At 36.8% G+C, this 21765-nt stretch carries 15 protein-coding genes and 1 other RNA gene; 10 read left to right on the plus strand and 6 right to left on the minus strand.

What is annotated here, in order from left to right; genetic code table 11:
- Positions 1–6: 6 nt before the first annotated feature.
- Genes fni through mvk form a run of 4 tightly spaced genes read right to left on the minus strand, consistent with a single transcriptional unit; the run spans position 7 to position 4038 of the window.
- Positions 7–1023, minus strand: a complete 1017-nt coding sequence (fni, locus tag D0Z64_RS03430) for a type 2 isopentenyl-diphosphate Delta-isomerase (protein WP_127345607.1) — start codon at positions 1021–1023, stop codon at positions 7–9.
- Between the two features lie 11 nt (positions 1024–1034).
- A complete protein-coding gene (locus tag D0Z64_RS03435) occupies positions 1035–2117 on the minus strand; it encodes a phosphomevalonate kinase (protein WP_006351172.1) in 1083 nt (360 codons plus the stop codon).
- Between the two features lie 43 nt (positions 2118–2160).
- On the minus strand, positions 2161–3123 hold the full coding sequence (gene mvaD, locus D0Z64_RS03440) for a diphosphomevalonate decarboxylase (RefSeq protein ID WP_127345608.1): 963 nt from the start codon (positions 3121–3123) through the stop codon (positions 2161–2163).
- A gap of 3 nt (positions 3124–3126) precedes the next feature.
- Positions 3127–4038 carry a mevalonate kinase gene (gene mvk / locus D0Z64_RS03445; protein ID WP_006351170.1) on the minus strand — a complete coding sequence of 304 codons (912 nt, stop codon included), beginning with the start codon at positions 4036–4038 and terminating at the stop codon, positions 3127–3129.
- Between the two features lie 81 nt (positions 4039–4119).
- Here mvk and D0Z64_RS03450 point away from each other — a divergent pair, with 81 nt between their 5' ends.
- The 7 genes from D0Z64_RS03450 (at position 4120) to nth (ending at position 17214) form a co-directional block, all read left to right on the plus strand.
- On the plus strand, positions 4120–7605 hold the full coding sequence (locus tag D0Z64_RS03450; protein WP_127345609.1) for a PD-(D/E)XK nuclease family protein: 3486 nt from the start codon (positions 4120–4122) through the stop codon (positions 7603–7605).
- Positions 7602–11204, plus strand: coding sequence for a helicase-exonuclease AddAB subunit AddA (addA, locus tag D0Z64_RS03455; protein WP_164742121.1), 3603 nt, complete (start codon positions 7602–7604; stop codon positions 11202–11204). Before D0Z64_RS03450 ends, addA begins: the two co-directional genes overlap by 4 nt.
- Before the next feature lie 36 nt (positions 11205–11240).
- Positions 11241–14039 (plus strand): helicase C-terminal domain-containing protein, encoded by a 2799-nt coding sequence (locus D0Z64_RS03460; RefSeq protein ID WP_127345611.1) that lies wholly within the window; start codon positions 11241–11243, stop codon positions 14037–14039.
- Positions 14020–14517 (plus strand): hypothetical protein, encoded by a 498-nt coding sequence (locus tag D0Z64_RS03465; protein WP_127345612.1) that lies wholly within the window; start codon positions 14020–14022, stop codon positions 14515–14517. The genes D0Z64_RS03460 and D0Z64_RS03465 overlap by 20 nt, the downstream gene beginning before the upstream one ends.
- Positions 14518–14567: 50 nt before the next feature.
- Positions 14568–15866 carry an asparagine--tRNA ligase gene (gene asnS / locus D0Z64_RS03470; RefSeq protein ID WP_006351165.1) on the plus strand — a complete coding sequence of 433 codons (1299 nt, stop codon included), beginning with the start codon at positions 14568–14570 and terminating at the stop codon, positions 15864–15866.
- Positions 15867–15936: 70 nt separating this feature from the next.
- Entirely contained in the window at positions 15937–16581 is a 645-nt protein-coding gene (locus D0Z64_RS03475) for a DnaD domain protein (protein ID WP_006351164.1), read from the plus strand.
- Positions 16582–17214 carry an endonuclease III gene (gene nth / locus D0Z64_RS03480; RefSeq protein WP_127345613.1) on the plus strand — a complete coding sequence of 211 codons (633 nt, stop codon included), beginning with the start codon at positions 16582–16584 and terminating at the stop codon, positions 17212–17214.
- Between the two features lie 43 nt (positions 17215–17257).
- On the opposite strand, the gene D0Z64_RS03485 is transcribed toward nth, so the two are convergent.
- Positions 17258–19576, minus strand: a complete 2319-nt coding sequence (locus D0Z64_RS03485; protein ID WP_127345614.1) for a PBP1A family penicillin-binding protein — start codon at positions 19574–19576, stop codon at positions 17258–17260.
- The gene (recU, locus tag D0Z64_RS03490; protein ID WP_127345615.1) at positions 19566–20198 is read right to left on the minus strand and encodes a Holliday junction resolvase RecU; all 633 of its coding nucleotides are present in this window, start codon (positions 20196–20198) and stop codon (positions 19566–19568) included. The genes D0Z64_RS03485 and recU overlap by 11 nt, the downstream gene beginning before the upstream one ends.
- 69 nt (positions 20199–20267) lie before the next feature.
- Between recU and D0Z64_RS03495 the strand changes: the two genes are divergently transcribed.
- The 3 genes from D0Z64_RS03495 to rnpB all read left to right on the plus strand — a co-directional run bounded on the left by D0Z64_RS03495 (position 20268) and on the right by rnpB (position 21747).
- Positions 20268–20837 carry a DUF1273 domain-containing protein gene (locus D0Z64_RS03495; protein WP_006351160.1) on the plus strand — a complete coding sequence of 190 codons (570 nt, stop codon included), beginning with the start codon at positions 20268–20270 and terminating at the stop codon, positions 20835–20837.
- Positions 20838–20927: 90 nt separating this feature from the next.
- Entirely contained in the window at positions 20928–21341 is a 414-nt protein-coding gene (locus D0Z64_RS03500; RefSeq protein WP_006351159.1) for a cell division regulator GpsB, read from the plus strand.
- A 43-nt stretch (positions 21342–21384) separates the two neighbouring features.
- An RNA gene (gene rnpB / locus D0Z64_RS03505) (RNase P RNA component class B) lies at positions 21385–21747 on the plus strand.
- Positions 21748–21765 lie beyond the last annotated feature (18 nt).

A 21765-nucleotide genomic window follows, 5' to 3' on the forward strand; every position in this document is an offset into this window, starting at 1 on the left:
TTTATGTTAAATTATTTGATCAATTTGATTTTTTAAAGGTAAATCATAATAGCGTTTGAGGGAAGACAAGGAATTTACATCATTTTTGCCAAATACCGCTAGCAAGATGGCTAATTCCTTTTTCCATTCTTGTATTTCTTCAATTAAGCCCTCTGTATCATGCTGCATTAACTGTTGCAAAAAGGTATTGGCAATGCCAACTAATTTTCCTCCTAAAGCAAGTCCCTTTAAAACATCCAGAGGATTGCGTACACCGCCAGAAACAAAAAAATCCAATTGCATTTTTTCCGCAATTAAGCTGGTAATAACGGTTGGCAATCCTAAAGATGACAAATAGGACAGATTGTATTGATTACGGCTATTTTCGATTTGGGCAAAATTTGTACCACCCATTCCACCAATATCGAAAAGATCAAAACCAACATCTTTTAATTTTTTCAAGGAAGCTTGATCAAAGCCAAACCCAACCTCCTTAATGATAATTGGAACGGTAACTGCTTGTCTAATTTCAAGCATATTATTTAGCCAGCAAAAGTCGCGTTCGCCTTCAGGCATTGCTGCTTCCTGGACTACATTCAAATGAATCTGCAAAGCGTCAGCTTGCAATTCTTGAACGATTTTCGCAGCGTCCGATGCTGGGGTGAGGGGATTGACATTGGCAAATAAAAGACCATCTGGATCCTGCTCACGTGCAACCGTAAAGCTGGACAATTGCTCATTTTCTTTAACCAAGATACTGGCTGACCCTAGAGCCAAAGCAATATTTTCTTTTGCAGCAACGCTGCCTAATTGCCGATTTATTTTTTTGGATTTCTCAGAACCACCTGTCATTGCTTCAATGAAAAAGGGGGCAGAAACTTCTTTGCCCAAGAAACTGGTTCTAATTGAAGCTTGATCAACTTTGCTTTCTGGTAAAGTTGGACGAAGCAGGTGCATTTGATCAAAACTATTTTCTTTTTGTTTATTAAAAAACATCTGGGCCAATGCCAGATGTTCTTCTTTTCTTTCAGATCTTTTTGACATATTAACCTCAATTAATGAGAAAGAATAATGTTGTGAACATGGAAATTCAATGGCAAAATGCCATTCTTGCGCCATTCATTTTCTAAGGCATCAACGTCGCTGCTTTTATCGGTGATAACAATACCGCAATCGCCATTGCCTGCGCCTGAAGTCTTAGCCGCACTACCATATTTTTCTGCAATATTAATCAATTTCGTCAATCTAGGAATTTCAATTGCAATATGGTTAACGTGTGCGAAGTGCTGCAAAATTGCACGATTAACCCGAATTTGCTGCTTGATTAAATCAATATTGTTTTCTTCAAAGCCTTGAACCATTTTCAAAACACATTCTCTTGAGGCTTGCAAAAACTTTTTATATTCAGCAGGGGCATCCATTTTTTTTGCATTGGTTTCATCAACCAAACGTGATGTCGAAGCTGGCTTCTGACTCCAGCCAATCATCAATTTCATCCCTTCAGGAGGGGTTAAGAGTTCAATTTTAAGTCCTGGCCAAGCTTCTTTTACCACTTTAGATAAAGATTTATGGGCTAATTCATTCTTCAGCCACTTTTTATCAAAAGTTTGGTAAGCTAACCAGCCACCATAAACACTAGCAGCAATGTCACCGGCAGAGCCGTTGCCTTGAACAGAGTAGTGGGAAATAGCTGATAGTTTGTAAACCAGTTCATTATTAAGTTTAACGCCATAGAAACGCAAAATAGCTTTCACAGTGGCAACCGTAATGGCTGCACTTGAACCTAAGCCATACTTCTTACCATCTGCAGAATCAAGATCGGAATTAACGTGCAGGTCATAAACATTCATCTTGATATTTTGCTCTAGACAATAACGCTCAGTAAAGGAAATTGCAGATAAGATGTATTCAAAAGGATTGTCTCGATTGTCAATGACCATTCTCGAGCCTTGACGAATCCAATGAATTGAATCTTGAGAATACTGTTTAGAGTGAATTAAACCGGTACCTGTTTTACTTTTAGAAATGCTTACACGTACAAACTGATTGACAGCTACTAAAAGAGCAGGGCAGTCTTGTTCCAATACGGCATATTCACCAGCTATATACAATTTTCCAGGTGCTTTTTCTGTTATCAAAGAAGTTAATCCTCTAATCTATTTCTATCTAATCTCAGGCAGTTCAATCTAAAATTGAAACTCCTGGACCAAAACTTGCATTAATTATCTTAACATTACTAAATTCCGACAAAAAGAGTTTTTTTATTTCTTTTATATTTTTTAAAGGTGTAATAATTTTAACATTTGGTCCCGCATCGATTGTGTAGTAGCATTCAATCCCTTGCTGGCGCAATTCTTCAACTAATTTAATTGCTTTGATCGTGTTAGGTTCAAAATAAGTAAATTCTGGTTGAGCAGTCAAATTAACGGCATGCATCTCATTCGCATTTAATTCTGCCAGCGAACCTAATTTAGTAAAATCATTATTTTTAATAGCAGCGATCATATCATTTAATTCTGCATCATTACGGGCAAGCCATGGCTGAAAAAAGGGTGAATTCTGTGCGGCTTGCATGCCTTTAGTAGAAGATAATTTTTTAGGTTTTTGATCAAGCTCAACCGCTAGAAGATGCAGATCCATCGCTGGTTTTTCGTCTAAAGGATATGCATAAGAGCTTTTGTCATCATGACCTTTTTGCCAAATCGCAAAGCCACCGTAGATTGACCGACTTGCCGAACCTGAACCTATTCGGGCGAGGCGAGATAACATTTTGCGATCAACATCTAAGTCATAATATGCGCAAAAACTAGCAGCTAGAGCCGCAAAAGCAGAACTAGAAGAGGCTAATCCAGCGGCAGTAGGAACATGGTTAATAGATGAAACTTTTAGCGCATCATACGGCAGCCCAAAACGATCTTGAAGTTTGTGAAGATACTGGAACACTCTTTGAGCCGACTGATCAGATTGTTTTTGATTGTTTAAATAAAATTCGTTTTGCTGACCGGTCTCAAGACTGGTTTCTGAATAAAAAGCATCTAGTGTCATTGATAGACTAGACATAAGAGGCAAACGCAATTCCGCGTTCTTTTTGCCCCAATATTTGATAAGTGCAATATTTGTATGTGCACGGGCAGTTTTTTTCATAATCTAAATTTCCTCAACCCAATAGTGATCAATCAAATCTTTGCTTGCTTGCGCAATTTTTTCGGCAGTTTCTGAATTAAGACACAAAGCAATAACAATTCCGCCTAGACCTCCACCGGAAAGTTTAAATCCTAGACATCCTTTTTGATGTGCAATTTGGTTAAGCTGATCTATTCTGTCAGTAGACAGGCCCAATGATGATAAAATCGTTTGTGCTTCATCAAAGATTTTGCCCACTTGTTCTTGATTTTGTTTTATCCAAGCCTTTTTGGTTTGGTCAGCTAGTACGCCCAAACGTTCAATGCCTTTATTTGCTTGGATAGAATTTTCCATTTCTTGGCGCACTTTAGTAACGGCTTCTTTGGTATTTCCTAATTGTCCTGTGTCCATAATCAGCAAAGTAGAATTTAACTTTGCCGTTAGTTTTTTAGGACCGGCTTGTTTGTTGAAGAAAACCAGATAATCTGAATGAACAGTAGCCGCATCAAGTCCCGAAGCCTTGCCGTGGTTGATCATTTCAGCATGATTGGTGATAGCCATAATCTCGTTTTCCGTCATTTGCAAATTGAAAAACTGGTTCATAGCTTTAGTTGTGCCCAGGGCAACGGTAGCGCTGGATCCTAAACCACGTTCCATTGGAATCTCACCAGTGTAAGTGATTTTTAATTTTGCATCGGGTTGACCAGCTTTTTTTAAAATCGTTTTTACTACATACTTGAGACCGTTATATTCATCCGGCGCTTCAAAATAGGGACCATGGTAGCGAGCTGTGTCCATCCACATTTGCGAACCATCTTCGACAGTTGTGCGAATATTCAATGCTTTGATTGGAAGTGCCAGTGCGTCATAGCCGTAAACGACCGAGTGTTCACCAATTAAAATAACTTTTCCATGTGCTAAATAAGAGCTTTTCATTATCTTCTTAGTCTCCAAGTTTGATTTTTAATGAAGAAAATATTTCCTATGCTAAAATAATAAGCAAGGAGTTGCGAACAAATGATCAAAATTTTAACAGGTCGTCAAACCGATCCATTACAAGAAAAAATTCTGGAAGAAGCAATTAACAATTATCAAAAGCATCCAGAATATGAAACTTTCATCATCGTTCCTAATCATATCAAGTTTACCACAGAAGTTAAGGCGATTAACAAACTTGCAGCAAGTCAGCATAAAACTGAAACTACAGTTAAAAACTTGCAAGTTTTATCATTTTCACGTCTTGCTTGGTACTTTTTAAAAGATGCTGAAGTTGGTCTGCCAACTCAACTTGATGATGCTGCAGCAGCTATGCTTTTAAGCAAAATCATTCAGGACAAGCAAAATGACTTAATGCTTATTAAAGAAGACAAGCCAAATTCAGGAACGGTAAAACAACTTTACGATACTATTTTACAGGTTCACGATGGAAATCTCGACTTAGATGATTTTAGTGACGAAAATTTAAATGAAGAAACACGTAAAAAACTGCATGATTTAAGAATTATCTATGATGCTTTTATTGAAAAGACAGCTGGAAGATTTTCAACCAAAAACGAAGTGCAGTTGCAGCTGAATCAAGTTTTAGCTAAGAATCAAAATTTAAAGACAGCTAGCTTTTACTTTACTGATTTCTCACATTTTTCTTTACAGGAACAACTGACAATCAAATTGCTCTTCAGAAAAGCTAAAAACGTTTCTTTAGCCTTCAAAACTCAACTCGGAGATATTAATCCCAAGGCTGAAGAAGGCGATTATGATTATGTCATTCAGCAAACGATTCATAAGCTTGTATCTTTTTTGGATGAAAGAAGAATCTCTTATCAAACAGAGGCTTATCCGCTTCAACCTAAGCAAAGCGGCCGCGAGCTTTTGAATGGCATTTGGACACAAACTATTCCAGCAAATGATGAATTAAAACAGGTTCAGCTTGTGCGTGCGGATTCACGTTATGCAGAAGCCTACTTTGTTGCGCGTACGATTTACCAGCAAGTTGCATTAAATAATTATCGTTATCGCGATTTTTTGATTTTGGCACCAAATCTTCATGAATATGAAACTTATTTAACGCCTATTCTACGGCAAAATCAGATTCCTTATTTTGATGACTTGCAGCAAGAGATGAAATATCATCCGCTTGTGGTTTTAATTGAAAATTTAGCTAAACTAGATGAGCGTCTTTCTACGCAAAACATTTTGACCATTCTGAAAACAAGACTTTTAATTCCTTCCTGGTATCAAGATGAAGCTAGCTATTTGCACGATGTTGATGAACTAGAAAACTTCGTTTTGGCTCATGGGATAAATTATGATCTTTGGAAAAAGAGCTTTTCGGATTTTGTCAAGGCTGAGGTAATTCGCCTGGATAAGCAACCTGAAGAGATCGGTCGAATTGATAAATTGCGCAGCTATATTATTGATAAAGTTACGCAGCTGTTTACTGATTTAAATGCAGAAAATAATAAAGAGGGCAGTCGAAAGGCAATTACTATTTTCTTCAATTTCTTAGCTGACAACGGCGCAATTTCACAGTTGGAAAAGTGGCGTTCTGAGGCAAATGATAAAGGCGATTTGCAACAAGCAGAGCAACCAGAGCAATTGTGGAGTTTGCTTATGCAGCTTTTGCGCGATTATCTTTTAATTAGCCCTGATCATTTTGATCAGGACGAATTTTTTAAGATGCTGATCAGCGGCTTTAAAGAGGCCAACTTTTCACAAATTCCATCAACTTTGGATGCTGTGAATATTTCTGAAATCGGAATGGTTCAAAACAATGGCTATAAGCAGGTTTTTATTATTGGTGCTACCAGCGGCAACCTGCCAAAAATTCAAAAAACACCAGGATTTTTGAGTTCGGAGAACTTAGCGCAAATGGCCGCCGATTTTGATGAGGATTCATACCTGGAAGATCGCCAGGATTTAAACAATTTGGATCAAGATTATCAGTTTGGTCTAGCTCTTGCTTTAGCCGAAGACCGCGTATATCTTTCTTATCCGGTATTGAATGCTGCCAATGAGGAATTGAAGCCATCGCTTTTTTATGAGCGTTTAAAGCAAGATAATGCCCCAGAAATGAGCCAGCATGATCTGCCAGATAATCTGCAGGAATTGCTGTCATTTATTACTAATCCCGATGCTAGTTTGGGATATTTGACATATCTAAAATCAATTTCAAATAGTAAAGCCATTGAGCAACTATTGGATTTGGCAAAGCAAAAGCTTCCACAAAAAACAAATGCCGTTTTGAAGGCAAGCATTTACGATAATCAGCCTGTCAATATTGGAGAAGGACTAGCACAAGAATTATATGGACAAAATTTGAATGCCTCTGTATCACAGTTAGAGACATTTTATGAAAATTCATATGAATATTTCTTAAACTACGGTTTACGTTTGCGGAAACGGTTTGAAAATGAACTTGACGTTATTCAAGCCGGAAATTATTTCCATGAAACTTTTGACAGATTAGTAAAAGAATTGAATCGTAAAAAACTCGATTTAGGCAATATTGATCAGTCTGAACTGGAAAAATTATTAAATGAAGCTCGTCTTCAGATGCAGCAAGAAGGACAATATGCTCAGCTAATGAATGATCCTTTTAACAAGTACTTATTTACTTGCTTGGATCGAACTACTTCAAAAGTTGCAAGAAACTGGCGCAAGTCCCTCATTCAAACACCATTAAGGGCAAAATATTCTGAACTTAGTTTTGGATTAGGAGAAAAAGTTAACGGTTTATCCTTGCCACTCTCTGATTTGTCAGGGCAGCATAAAGCTCAATTGCGCGGAAAAATGGATCGAGTAGATTTAGCTCCTGTCAGTGGTAAAAATCAGGTTCTAGCTCAAATAATTGATTACAAATCATCTGCTAAAAAATTTGATCTTAGTCTTTTCTACAGTGGTATTAGTTTGCAGATGGTGTCATACCTAGATGTTTTAAGCAAGAACCAGCAATTTTTTGCTGGTGAAGAAAAGCTCTCCCTTTTAGGTGCTTTTTATCAGACAGCGACCCAGCAGCTAGAACGACTAAACAGTTCAAATCTGATCGGCAGTGATTTGACAATTAAAACTAATGCTTTAGACAGCAAGCCTAAGTTAATGTATACCGGATTAATTTCAAATGATCCCGAAATCTTGACGGAGGCACAACCACTTTTGTCAAAGAGCCAACCAGTTTCTGAGCTTTATACTGATTTAAGAATTAAAAGAAATGGCGACTTTCATTTGCCTGCTAACCGCAACTTTAGCAAAGAAGAAATCAATTTGCTCTTACAGTATGATGAATACTTAATTAAGCAGGCATCCCAACAGATTCTATCTGGAAAAATAAAACTAAATCCATATAAATATGGAAAAAGCAGCAATGCTTTAACTTACTCTGATTATCGTGATATTTTCTTCTTTGATGCCATGTTGCGACAAAACCAGTATCACGAAATTACTAAAATCGACAAAAAAGACTTATTGAGCAAGATTAGAGAAACACTAGGAAAGGATGCAGGTTGATGCTTTTTACTAAAGAACAGCAACAAGCTATTGATGATCGTGGCAAGGATATTTTGGTATCCGCTTCTGCAGGTTCAGGAAAAACCACGGTTTTGGTTCAACGGGTATTAGATGAAATTTTAAGTGGTACTGATGTTGATCAGTTGCTGATTGTTACTTTTACCAAAGCCGCTGCTGAAGAGATGAAGGAACGAATCAAAAATGCATTGACGCAGGCCTTGCAATCTAGCAATCAAAAAAGATACTTGCGTCGCCAATTGAATAAAATCGATACGGCCAATATTTCAACCATCGATGCTTTTTGTTTGGAAGTAATTCATCGTTTTTATTATGTTATCAATCTTGATCCCAGCTTCAGCATCTTAACTGATGAAACACAGGCAGCTTTGCTTAGAGAACGAGCTCTAAAAGATATTGAAAGCAGTTTTTTGACAGCAGAAGACAATCAAGATTTCATTGATTTCTACAATAATTTTGCTGGTGATCGGGATGTAGAAGCTGCGCATGATCTTTTGCTCGATCTGTATAACTTTGCAATGACCAAACCCAATTATATTGATTGGTTGAGGAGTTTGCCTGATTCTTATGCAATTGAAGACTGCATTGTTAAAAGTGATTTATGGCAAGAGCAAATCAAACCTTACCTGCAAGAAAACATCAAAGATTTGGTCGAAAAAATTGAGCGAATTCTGACGGATCCGGCTATGCAAAGTAAGGAATTGCAAAAAGTAAATCAAAACTTCAGTTTATTCCTTCAAAAAGTCAAGCTCTTCTCAAAGGGACTAAACGATGATTTAGACTATAACGAATTAAGAGAACGACTGCGCAGCTGCATTTTTGAATTAAAACCACGAAAATCAAGCAAATGGGATGAAGATTTGCAAGAATTTTATCAAACCACGCAGGATTTGAAGGCAGAAGCAAAAAATCAAATTTTTGATATTTTTACAGCTTTCTTTGCGAGCGATGAAGATGAACAAATTAAAGTTATGCATCACGGCCAGAAAATCATGAAAACGATCGTCAAGGCAGAAGAGGCTTTGATTAAGCATTTTGGTGAGCTTAAGGCAGCTGAGAACTTGCTTGATTATAGTGATATGGAACAGTTTGCATATCAAATTCTTTCTTCAGACACTTCCAATGCTTCTTTGGCACGCGATTTTTATCGTGACAAGTTTAAAGAAATTTTAGTTGATGAATATCAGGACATTAACCCGCTGCAGGAAAACATAATTCAGACTATTAAAGACAAGGATAAAAACACTGTCTTCATGGTAGGGGATGTAAAGCAGTCCATTTACGGTTTTAGACAGGCTGAACCTAGTCTGTTTTTAAAAAAATATCACGATTTTGGTCAAAAAAGTGATTCTTCACAAGAGCGAATTTTGTTGTCCGATAATTTCCGTTCGACAAGACCTGTCACCAAAATAGTCAATCATTTATTTAAACCGCTTTTAAGTCGAAATTTTGGCGGAATTGACTACAAATCTGAAGGCCAGTTGGTATTTGGGGCCAATTATTATCCAGCTCATTTGGATCAAGCCAGCGAAGTAATTTTTCATGAAAAGAGCAGTGCTAATAGCGATGATGATCAAGACATTGATTTTTCAGAAATTCAGATGGTAATTAACCGGATTAAACATTTTGAAAAAGAAAAACTGCAAGTCTTCGATTCACATATGGGAAAATTGCGACCTTTCCGCTATAGCGATATCGCTATTTTAACCAGAAGTCGTAGTGATAATCTGCAAATCATGCAGGAATTTGTTAAAAATGATCTGCCACTTTTTGTAACTGACGCCCAAAACTATTTCCAAACTTTTGAACTAACGATTATGATGAATTATCTCAAAATAATCGACAATCCGGACCAGGATATTCCCTTGGTAACAGTTTTGCGTTCCCCTTTGTTTGGTTTTGATGAAAAAGATTTAGCAAAAATCAGAATCAAAAACAAGCAGACCAGTTTTTACAGTGCACTTTTAGCTTATGTTGCAAGTAATGATTCATTAAGCCAGCGAATTAAAGACTTCTTAAATAAATTGGATAGTTTGCGTGATTTTGCTGCAACGCACCGAATTTCAGAATTGATCTGGAGTATTTATGAGCGAACCAATCTATTGGAAATTATGACGGCTCTGCCTAATGGACAACAGCGTCGAGTAAATTTGGAAGCTTTGTATGAGCGAGCTAATTCTTATGAAAGTTCCGGTTTCAAAGGTCTGTATCAATTTATTAACTTTATTAACCGCATGCGCCGCTCACAAAAAGACTTGGCACAACCACTTCTTACTAAGGAAGCTGGTAATGCAGTAAGATTAATGACAATTCATGGCTCGAAGGGACTAGAATTTCCGATTGTTTTTTATGTTGGAATGGAACACCATTATCAGATGCGTGATTTAACTCGCAATTATGTTATTACTGGAAGTTCTTTGGGATTAACAATCAAAGAAAGCAAATATTGTCTGGACTCATTGGTTAAAGCAATCGATAACGTCAATAAAAAAAAGCAGCTCCTTGAAGAAGAGGCTAGAATTCTTTATGTTGCTTTGACGCGGGCTAAGCAAAAACTAGTTATGGTAGGAGATATTGCCAATTTTGATAAAAAAGTACAGAGCTGGAAAAATAAACTTAATCTCAAGGATAAATTGTCATTAGCTGATAAGCTTTCATCAAATAGTGCTCTTAGCTTCATTGGACCAGCGCTTGCTTTTGATCGTCATATTGCACAAAAAATGAACGATATCAGTCCTGCAATTGATCAGACTGAGGATCTGATTTATATCAAATACGATGATCAATTGAAGCCAGTTCCAAATGAACAAGAAGACAAAACTAATAATGACGAATATGATTTATTAAATGAGACAACCAAAAAACTGTTTAATTTTACTTATCCTTTCAATGATGCCAGCAAAACGACAGCATATCAAGCTGTTTCCGAAATTAAGAAAGCATTCAACGATCCACTTGATACTGATTTGGAGAATAGTCATCTAATTGCATCTACCAATCGCTATTTGCAGCCGATCGATGATAAGCCTAATTTCCTTTTTGAGACTAAATTTACAGGAGCTGAAATAGGTACTGCAACTCACCTTATTCTGCAGTATTATGATTACTGTGATCGCCAGGAGGGTCAGCTGGCTGATGAAATTAAAACTTTAATCACCCAGAAAAAACTCAATCCGGATATTGTACCAAGTATTCATCAGGACCAAATTAATTGGTTTGTAAACAGTGATTTTGCTCAAGAATTTTGGAAACATCCCGATCGACTAAAACGAGAAGTAGATTTTTCAAGCTTATTGTCCGCTAAAACATTATTTAAGGATTTTTCCGATCCGAATGCCAAAATACTGGTTCACGGTACTATTGACGGTTATTATGAAGATCACGATGGCATTATTCTATTTGACTATAAAACTGACCACGTTGATCAGACGCATCTTGAACGGGCTATTGCAGCAATTAAAGCAAAGTATGCAGGGCAATTAAGACTATATGAAAAAGCGCTGACAGAATTCAGCGGTAAAAATGTTAAGAGTAAGTATTTAATTTTGTTAGATGCTAAAAAAGTTGTAAAAGTAGATTAAAATAAAACTGAATTACACAATGAAAGGAGGGCAAAGATGGCTAATATCTTCGCAAAAGATACTTTTGCGGTAGTAGATTTGGAGACAACAGGAACGCAGAGAGAAAATAATAATCATATCATTCAGTTTGGCTGTGCGATTATTAAAAATATGAAAGTCGTTAAGACTTACTCCTTTATGATCAATCCCCATCGCGAAATTCCTTTATCAGTTCAGAATTTAACGCGGATTCATAATGAAGACGTCGAAAAGGCTCCCGACTTTTCACACTATGCCGAGAAAATTATTGCTATATTGGAGGATACAGTTTTTGTTGCTCATAACGTTAATTTCGATCTGCCTTTTTTGAATTACGAGTTAATGCAGCATGGATATCCAGCCTTAACCAATAAAGCAATTGATACTGTTGAACTTGCAAAAATAGCTTTTCCAACTTTACCATCATACAAGCTAAGTGATTTAACTTCGCGTTTAGCTATTAAGCATTTGAACCCACATAAGGCTGACTCAGATGCATATGGAACAGCGATCTTATTAATTGATATCATTCACCGCTTGGAAAAACTGCCACAGGCTACCTTAAATACTTTAGGTTCTTTATCGTCTGGGTTGGTTAGAGACACATCATGGGTCTTGAATAAAATTGCTGACTACTATCGCAAGCAAAAACGACCACTTGCCAAAGAATTTATTCAAGTCAGAAATATAATTTTACAAAAACAGACTGACCCATCTGAACGTTTTGCAGGTGAAAATAATAAGTTCCCTCAGGACAATAAAACTAAGAAAGAAATGTTCAAGGGAAAACTGAATTATCGCAAAGCACAGGTGGATTTAATCAATCACTTGCATCAATTTATTAAAGATCCTAATGAACGAGCAATGATGGTAGAAGCACCTAATGGCACGGGAAAGACATTTTCGTATCTTTTCAGTTACGCATATGAATTATATTCAGGCAGAAAATTAGTAATTGCTGCACCTACAAAAGTATTGCAGGATCAAATTATTGATCGTGAAATTCCGCAAATGCTTGAAATCACCAAATTGGATTTGAAAGCGGAAGTAGTAAAATCGAGCAGTCATTATATTGATTTGGATGGCTTTGTACAGAGTTTATTTAAAGGAACTCCTAATAAGCCTACCTTAGTGTTGCAAATGCAAATTCTAGTTTGGCTTACCGAAACCAAAACTGGGGATTTGGATGAGCTGCAATTGACTAATTATAACGCTCCTTTATTTACACAGATTTCTCATCCAGGGGATGCTAGAGTTGGCAGTCGTTTTGCTGAAGTAGATTTTTGGAATTTGGCCCGCAAGCGGCAAGAAGAGGCGGATATTTTAGTAACTAACCATGCTTATTTGGCCAATCATTACATGGACACAATTTGGGGGCAGAATCCATATTTAGTAATTGATGAGGCTCACCGCTTTAAAGAAAATGCTATCTCCTCACGAAATGATTCTTTGCAGTTTGAATCTTTATGGGGCGTTTTAAGTCACTTGCGCAATTTGCTTTATTACGCGGAGGACAGTGTACAAAATCAGTTTTCTGAAGACGTTGAATTAAACTTTTTGTTGAAAAAACTTGATCCTGAGATTTTAGAGTTAATTTATCAAATTAATGATTTACAAAAAGCACTCTACGAACAAAAGGATTTGGCAATCAGTCAATCTTTGCTTCCAAACGGAAATTTGCAGCTAAGTTTTCAAGGCAAGACTTTGTTTCCTGATGATGGAGCTTTTCGGTCTCAACTTCCAGCCTTCCAGCAAAAGCTTGAACAGGTCAGACAAGGAACCAATCAGATTTTGTTTCAGCTTTATCAAGAACAAACAAGCTTGCTTGCTAACGAAGAAAGTCTTTTAAGTGAAATAACTGAGCAAATTGATCGATTGGATTACTACAGCGAAAAAAGCTATCAGCTTGCTGATTTGATCAATAATAAGAATAATTTGCAAGAAGAGGGCTTTATCCTGGTTGCCACTAACCCAGAAGATCCATTAAGTTCCAATTTGCAGTGGTTAATGCTGGATGCAGATAAAGAATTAAAGCAAATTTACAATCGTTTTGATCATCTGCTTTTTGTCAGTGCTACTTTGACTGTTGATCATGACTTTTCTTATGCAATTGGACAGTTATCAGTTGAAAAACTGATGCCAATTACTTATATTGGGAAAAGCACCTTTAATTTAAATAAACATTTAGAAGTTTTAGCAGTTAAAGACATGCCAAAGCCGAATAGTGAAGAATATGAAAAAGCAATTGAAGAAATTATTACGTCTGATTTGCTTCAAAAGAATCACGTTCTAATTTTAATGACGAATTTGGACACCATCCGTGAGACTTTTTCTAAAATCATCAACAATCCGAAACTAAAGGACTTTGAAATCTTAGCTCAAGGCATAACCGGTTCAAATAATCGAATTGCTAAACGTTTTAGTATTGCTAAAAAGGCAATTATTATTGGTGCGGACAGTTTTTGGGAAGGAATAGACTTTCATGACTGTGGCGTTGATCTCGTCATTGCTACAAAATTGCCATTTGAATCTCCTGATCAGCCTGAAGTTCGCTTAAGACAAAAACGCTTAGAGGATCTTGGAGTTAATGTCTTTGAAGAAGACAGCTTGCCGCGTGCGATTGTTCGCTTGCGACAAGGAATTGGGAGATTAATACGTGGTGAAAAAGATCATGGTCAGTTCGTAATTTTAGATTCACGACTATGGACTGAAAACTACGGTCAAGAATTTATTAAGGCAATTCCAGTCAAAACTGAGCAAATTACAAGAAAAGAATTGAAGACAAAGTTAGATAATTATGATCAGAGACGACACTAGACAAACAATTAAGTTTATTATTTGGGTTATTGTAATCGCAATTTTGTTATATATTGCCAGCATTTTCGTATTTTTCAGAGCGGGCAGTATTGGCAGAGACAATGATCGACAGATTGCTCAAATTGCTAGACAAAAAGCGGCAATAACTAACGTACAGACTTACTATCATTTAGATCGTGGCGTTAGCAGCTATGCTTTAAAAGGAACTGATAGCAAAGGGAAGACTTACTATTTTGTTTATTTGCCTAAAACCAAGAAGGCTTATCTTTACCAAGCAAGCAAAGGTACCAGTCAAAGCAAAATCAAAAGTACTTTCACTGCTGCACATAAAGGAGCTACAATTAAAGGCATTAATTTAGGCTGGTATCAAAATAATCCAGTTTGGGAAGTTGCCTATCAAAATAGCAAAGGCAATCTCGGCTACACGCTTTATGATTTTAAGACAGGAAAAGCAATAAACGAAGTCGATAATCTGTAAGTTTATGGTATGATATAACAGAAAAAGATAAAAAGGTGGATAGGAATTTTATGACAGAATTGATTTCAATTAAAGATTGTTCTAAACATGTTGATGAAGAAGTCAAAATGCATGTTTGGTTAACAGACAAACGCTCAAGTGGTAAGATCATCTTCTTGCAATTGCGTGATGGTACCGCATTTTTCCAAGGTGTTGTTCGTAATAATGATGTTTCTGATGAAGTTTTTGAAGCAGCTAAAACTTTACGTCAAGAAGCAAGTTTTTATATTACAGGAACAGTTCACAAAGATGAACGTTCACACTTTGGTTTCGAAATTCAAATTTCAGATTTGAAGATTGTAAGCAACAATGAAGGTTACCCAATTGGTAACAAGGAACATGGTATTGACTTTTTGCTTGATCACCGTCATTTATGGTTAAGATCAAAGAAGCCATTTGCAATTATGCAAATTAGAAATACTATGTTCAAGGCTACTGTTGACTTCTTTGAAAAAGAAGGTTTCATCAAGTTTGATGCACCTATTTTCATGCATTCAGCTCCAGAAGGTACTACTCAATTATTCCACGTTAATTACTTTGATCATGACGCTTACTTGTCACAATCAGGTCAACTTTATGGTGAAGCTGGTGCCATGGCTTATGGTAAAATCTTTACTTTTGGGCCAACATTTAGAGCAGAAGAATCAAAGGGTCGTCGTCACATGACTGAATTTTGGATGATGGAACCTGAAATGGCTTGGATGCACCAAGATGAATCATTAGACCTCCAAGAAAGATACTTGGCTTATATGGTTAAGCAAGTTTTGGACAACAATGAATACGAACTTCGCATTTTAGGTCGTGATCCTGAAAAACTTCGTCCAACCACCGAAGGCAATTTTGTACGTCTTCCATATGATGATGCAGTTAAAATGCTTCAAGACGCTGGACGAGACTTTAAGTGGGGCGATGACTTTGGTGCTCCAGATGAAGGTTACATTTCTGAACAATACGATCGTCCAGTCTTTATTGTCAACTATCCAACCTCAATTAAGCCATTCTACATGAAGAAAAATCCAGAAAATCCAAAGGAATACTTATGTGCTGATGTAATTGCACCTGAAGGCTACGGTGAAATCTTTGGTGGTTCTGAGCGTGAAGGAAACTACGAAATTTTAAAGCAACAAATTGAAGATGCTGGACTTAATCTTGAAGACTATCAATGGTATCTTGATTTACGTAAATTCGGCGGTGTTCCTCACTCAGGCTTTGGTATGGGCTTTGAAAGAACAATTGCTTGGGTTTGTCACCTTGATCACATTCGTGAAGCAATTCCATTTCCAAGATTGATCAATAGAATGCAACCATAAAAAACAAATAATAATTTAAAAAGTTGGACTAATATTAATTAGTTCAACTTTTTTTAAAGGGGGAATTTTTATGCATTTTAATGATTACCGAAACTTAGGTTTTACTACTTTACCTAACGGCTTAATCGCATATTATCCGCAACTTCATATTTCTGATGCAGAATTACTGCTAATAATTCAATTGGAAGCCTTTGCTCAACATGGCGAACAATTTCCATCAAATGAAAAAATAGCGGCCAATACAAATCTCTCAGTTAGTGAAGTAGCCAACCTAATTCAACAATTGATTGACCAAAATTATTTGGCAATTGAACAAACTACGGATTCTCAAAACAGGATAGCGGACAATTATAGTCTAAAACCCTTATATGATAAATTGGATGAATATCTTAACGAGCATGTTTTGGTAAAAGATCAACGTCAACAAAATAGTACTAAGATCAGTGATAGTTTGGAAAATAATCCGTTAAATCGAATCGCACGTCAGTTTGAAATTGAATTTGGTCGATATCTTAGTCCGATTGAGCGTGAAGAAATTGCTTCTTGGTTGAATGTTGATCATTATTCGCCTGAGATCATCAATTTAGCTCTTAGAGAGGCTGTTTTATCACAAGCGTATAGTTTGAAGTACGTTGATCGAATCCTCTTAAATTGGCAAAGACACAATTTAAAAACAAGTTCAGAAGTTAAACAATTTTTGCAAAGGAATCGTTAAATGAGAGAAAAGTTATTAAGCGATCAGGAAGCCCTAGCTGTTTTAAAAAGAATTGACAGTTTATACCCGGGCGCAAAAAGCGAATTGCAATGGGATAGTAAATTTCATTTGCTATGTGCCGTTTTAATGAGTGCACAGACGACTGATAAGATGGTAAATCGTGTTATGCCACAATTTAGTGAAGATTTTCCAACACCGCAAGCACTAGTAAAGGCTCCAATCGCAAAAATTGAACACGATATTAAGAAGATTGGATTATATCATTCAAAAGCTAAACATTTAAAGGCGACAGCGCAAATTTTGGTTGATAAATATGATAGTCAAATTCCGGCTGATAAAAAGAAATTGATGCAATTGCCGGGAGTAGGAGAGAAAACTGCCAATGTCGTTCTAGCCGAAGGATTCGGAGTTCCGGCAATTGCGGTTGATACGCACGTTTCGAGAATATCGAAAAAATTTCATATTGTTCCTGCAAAGGCTACCCCGCATGAAGTTGAAAAAAGATTGGAAGAGCTTTTGCCAAAAGAAGAATGGATTCATACTCATCACGCGATGATTCGTTTTGGCAGATATACAATGCCGGCTCGTGCAAAAAATCCTGATCCATATTCTTATTTACCACCAGAAAAATAGAGCAAAGAAAAACAAGTTTGGAAAAACCAAACTTGTTTTTTGTTTAACGATTATCTCGATCGTTGTTATTATTGTTATCTGTATTTTTTTCTTTCTTTCGACTCGATTGGGAACTCGAACTAGAAGATGCTGAGCTTGAATTATTCTGTGATGAACGTTCAGTACTGCTTGACTGAGTTGTACTGCCATTTTCAGAACTGCTGCTTTGCTGGCTTTGACTGTCTTGAGCATTTGATGAAGACTGTTCATTCGTGTTCGATTCTTCATCTTCTTCGTCATAACTTGAAGAGTTATCAGTTACTCCAGCAGGAGCATGACCCTTAACAAATAATTGCCATTCACCTGACTGCCCGGCAGAAGCAACTTCAGGTGGATTAGAGTTTTTAACAATTTTAACCCTAATAACTGATGAAGGCTTTACCCAATCAGTATTGGCCTTATTCTGCATCAGATATTTCATCATGCTCTTATAAATCAATTGAGCCGATTGCTGACCTGCACCTGAAATAGTTCCGTCCTTTAAATTGTCATAGCCTGTCCAAACACCCATGACGTAACTCTTAGTATAACCAATAAACCAAGAATCCTTTGGTGTTGACGAGTAACTAGGGTACTTAGCGAGTTCAGCATCAGAATACTTAACAGTACCAGTTTTACCAGCCTGGTAGAGACCTGAAATTTTTGCGGATGTACCTGTTCCTTTCTTAATAACACCTTTAAGCATATCGGTAATCATATAAGCAGTTGAACGCTTCATAACCCGTACACCGCTTGAATCATAATTTCTGGTTAAACCATCTGGAGTTTCAATCTTAGATACAAATTGTGGTTTATGATAAATACCTTCAGTAGCAAAGGCGCTGTAAGCTCCAGCCATTTGCAAACTAGAGGCGTTAGCACCGATCGCAACTGACAGACCTGAACTTGCTGGGACATTAATGCCCATTCTCTTCGCAAAGACAGATGCACGCTTCACACCAACTTTAGCCAATGTTTTAACAGCCGGCACGTTACGTGATTGTTCCAAAGCATACCGCATTGTCATTGCACCCATATACTTATTATCCCAGTCATAAAGCTGAATATTAGTACCAGGATATACGTACTTGGTATCTTCCAAAATTTTTGCAGTTGACCAATTCAAATATTCAATAGCAGGAGCATAATCCAAAACCGGCTTAATCGAAGAACCAGTTGATCTTCCTGTTTGAACGGCACGGTCAAGTCCTAATTGAACTGATGGCAAATGGCGACCACCTAGAATTGCGATAACGTGACCATTTGTTGGATCAACGACAGTGGCACCAATTTGCATTGCGTTGTTGGTAAATGGAATTGAACCATTGTTGGCTAATTCATACAATTTGTTCTGTGCTTTTTGATTGATGTTAACTGTAATCTTTAAGTTATCGTTATAAGGATCAAAGCCCTTTTTCTTAACTTCAGAAATAACTTCCTTAATATATGGATCATCAATCTTGCGTAACTTAGATTCGCTGCTTGATTTATGCTTTACCAAGCCCTTAGTTATGCTTTCATTAACGGCTTTCGTATATTGCGATTTGGTAATTTTATTGTTATTAAGCATAGCCTTTAACACAATATCGCGCCGATACTTGGCCTTGGCAGGATAGAGGTACGGATCATAAGCAACTGGAGCGTTAGGCATTCCAGCTATTAAAGCAATTTGGGCTAAATCAAGTTGACTAAGCGACTTGTTGTAATAGTAATTTGCCGCGGTGCCCATTCCATAATTACCGTAATTCATGTATACCTTATTAATATAGAATTCCAGAATTTGATCTTTGCTGAACTCGCGTTGAACTTTCATCGCAAGCCATGCTTCTTGAGCCTTACGCTTTAAAGTTCTTTGCGAAGCTGCAGTTGAAAAGACGGTCAATTTTACTAATTGCTGAGTAATCGTAGAACCACCTGCCGCAATACTATTGCTTTTTGCATTAGTTATCATTGAGCCGATAATTCTGACTGGATCAATTCCAAGCTTATCTGAGTAAAATCGCTTATCTTCGACAGAAACAACAGCATCTTTTAGTTGTTGCGGAATCTTACTGTTTTTAACATAAATTCTTTTTTCTGAACCAAGAGATAGCAAAAATTTACCATCTGTTGTATAAAGACTTGAAGTACCGCCGCTTTGCAACTGGTCTTGACTAATATTTGGAGCATCTTTTGCATAATATGCAAATAATCCAATACCGGATACAACTACCAATAAGATCAACAAGAAAATCCATTTGATAATTTGTACCCATATGCGGTTGTTTTTCCGCTTCTTATTGTTAGCTCTGCGAGATTCTCGTGACGCGTTTGCGCGGCTAGAGTCATTACTTCTACTTGTCATTGTTCACTTTCCTAACTGAAATAAAATGATCAACAGCCATTAGGTATGGTAGAGTAGGACGAAAGCCAGATTTGATTTCAATTGAATGATCTTCAATTTCTTTTAAAGTCATTGAGCTCTTATCTTTGGTCCGCCACGCTTTAATGACGAAACTAGCAGGCGTAACAAAATAGCGCTGCAAGCTTGTGAATCCAATAATTGTAAAGCAAATTCCATCTTGTTTCAAACATTTAGCTAAATGAAAAATTTGGTGTTCATGGAAGTTTTTCAAAGGGAAATTGGTCTTATTTCTTGTTTCTTTTGCTTCAAAATCAAGGTAATATCCTTGATATACACCATTATAGTCAGTAGTTGAGGCTTGTCTAAAATAAGCTTCACGAATTACGGCCTTTGACCGTTTCGGGTAATCTACCTTGACAATTTGAATAGGAGTAGGCTTTTTATGAATTACTGCAATTTCTTCTTCAAGGTAGTACTTATTCGATTCATTGATTTGCTGTTCCAGCGTCATCCCACGATCAGAAAAATTTACACCTTTTTTATGATGGTAGGCACGCCTTAATTTTGGTTTATTTGCTGGTTTTCTAAAAGCGGCCATGCTACCGCTAGGATATTTGACCATTGACTTCACTCCTGTTAGCATTATAGCAATAAAGAGATGGTTTTTGAATAAAAGGAAGCTTCTTGTATTATGCAACGTTTGTGGGTAACTGGATATCGCAGTTATGAATTAAATGTTTTTGGTGATAAGGACCCAAAAATTACGGTAATTAAATATGCTTTAAGCAATTACTTCAAAGCAAGATTAGATGACGGAGAATTAGATTGGATCATTACTGGTGCTAATCTTGGTGTTGAGCAATGGGCAGCACAGGCCGGAATCGAACTTAGAAAGGATTATCCAGTAAGAGTTTCGATCATGACGCCATATGAGGAGTTTGCAAACCGCTGGAACGAAAACAATCAAGCTGCTTTTTTAAATTTGAAAAACCAAGTTGATTTTTTTGCATCAACTTCTAATACTCCCTATCAAAGGCCCATGCAACTGCGAAACTATCAAAATTTTATGTTGCGTCACACTGATCGGGCTTTAATGATTTATGATGAAGAACATCCAGGAAAACCAAAATACGATTTTAATAGTATAAGAAGGTATCAAAAAGATCATGAATATCAACTTGATTTAATTGATTTTTATGATTTGCAAGATGCAGCTGAGGAATATCAGGAGAATCACGAAAGCAATAATTTTAGTCAATAAAGTTTAAAGTTTTACTAAAGTGCGTTTAGTTATTTAATGCTTTCTTGCTTTTTGCTAAAATAAAAGAGAATGAAAGGGAGTTGTCAGTCGATGGCAAATTTAAACGATATCAAATTATCATCAGAAGATATTTTAAAGAAACAATTTAGAAATAAAGTAAAAGGCTATGATCCAGATGAAGTTGATGCTTATCTTGATCAAATCATCTCAGATTACGAAACTTTTTCTTCTATTATTGAAGATTTATACGGACAAATCGGTAAGTTGCAACGCGAATTGATGGAAGCAAAAGAAACACAAAAGCATGTTCAAACCTCTGTTGCTGTTACTGAGCCTGAAGATGTCAGAACATACACACCAACCAATCATCGCAGCAATACCAGCTTTGAAGAAATTGATACGCAAGGTGAGATCTCAACGAATATGGCTATCATTCAAAGAATTTCTACCCTAGAACGCAAAGTTTACAATTTGGAACAACGAGTATACGGATTACAAAAGTAAACTTGCAAAAATAGTATATTTTGTTATAATGAGTAATAATGTGAATTTTGAGCAGTCGCGGTTAGCTTTATGCTAGCTGAGGAAAGTCCACGCACGCACGAGCTGCGATGCTCGTAGTGATCGTATTCAGCCTAATAAGCTGGAGGATTTTTAATCACGGCGGAAAAAATGCTAAATCTTCGGACATGCATAAGTATCCTGAAAAGTGCCACAGTGACGAAGCAAAATCGGAAACGATTTTGGTGGAACGAGGTAAACCCTGCGAGCGTGTAACCCAAATTTGGTGGGGGCGTCTCGATCTAAGAAATTGAACTAAAGGTCGGATTATTGCTTAAAGCAATAAAGATAGATGGCTGCTGAAGGTAATCTCGCCAAGGATTGCTGGAACAGAACGTGGCTTATAGAAATTCACATGGCAGAGTTG

Origin of the sequence: Lactobacillus amylolyticus, from assembly GCF_003999355.1 — a bacterium.
Lineage (GTDB): Bacteria > Bacillota > Bacilli > Lactobacillales > Lactobacillaceae > Lactobacillus > Lactobacillus amylolyticus.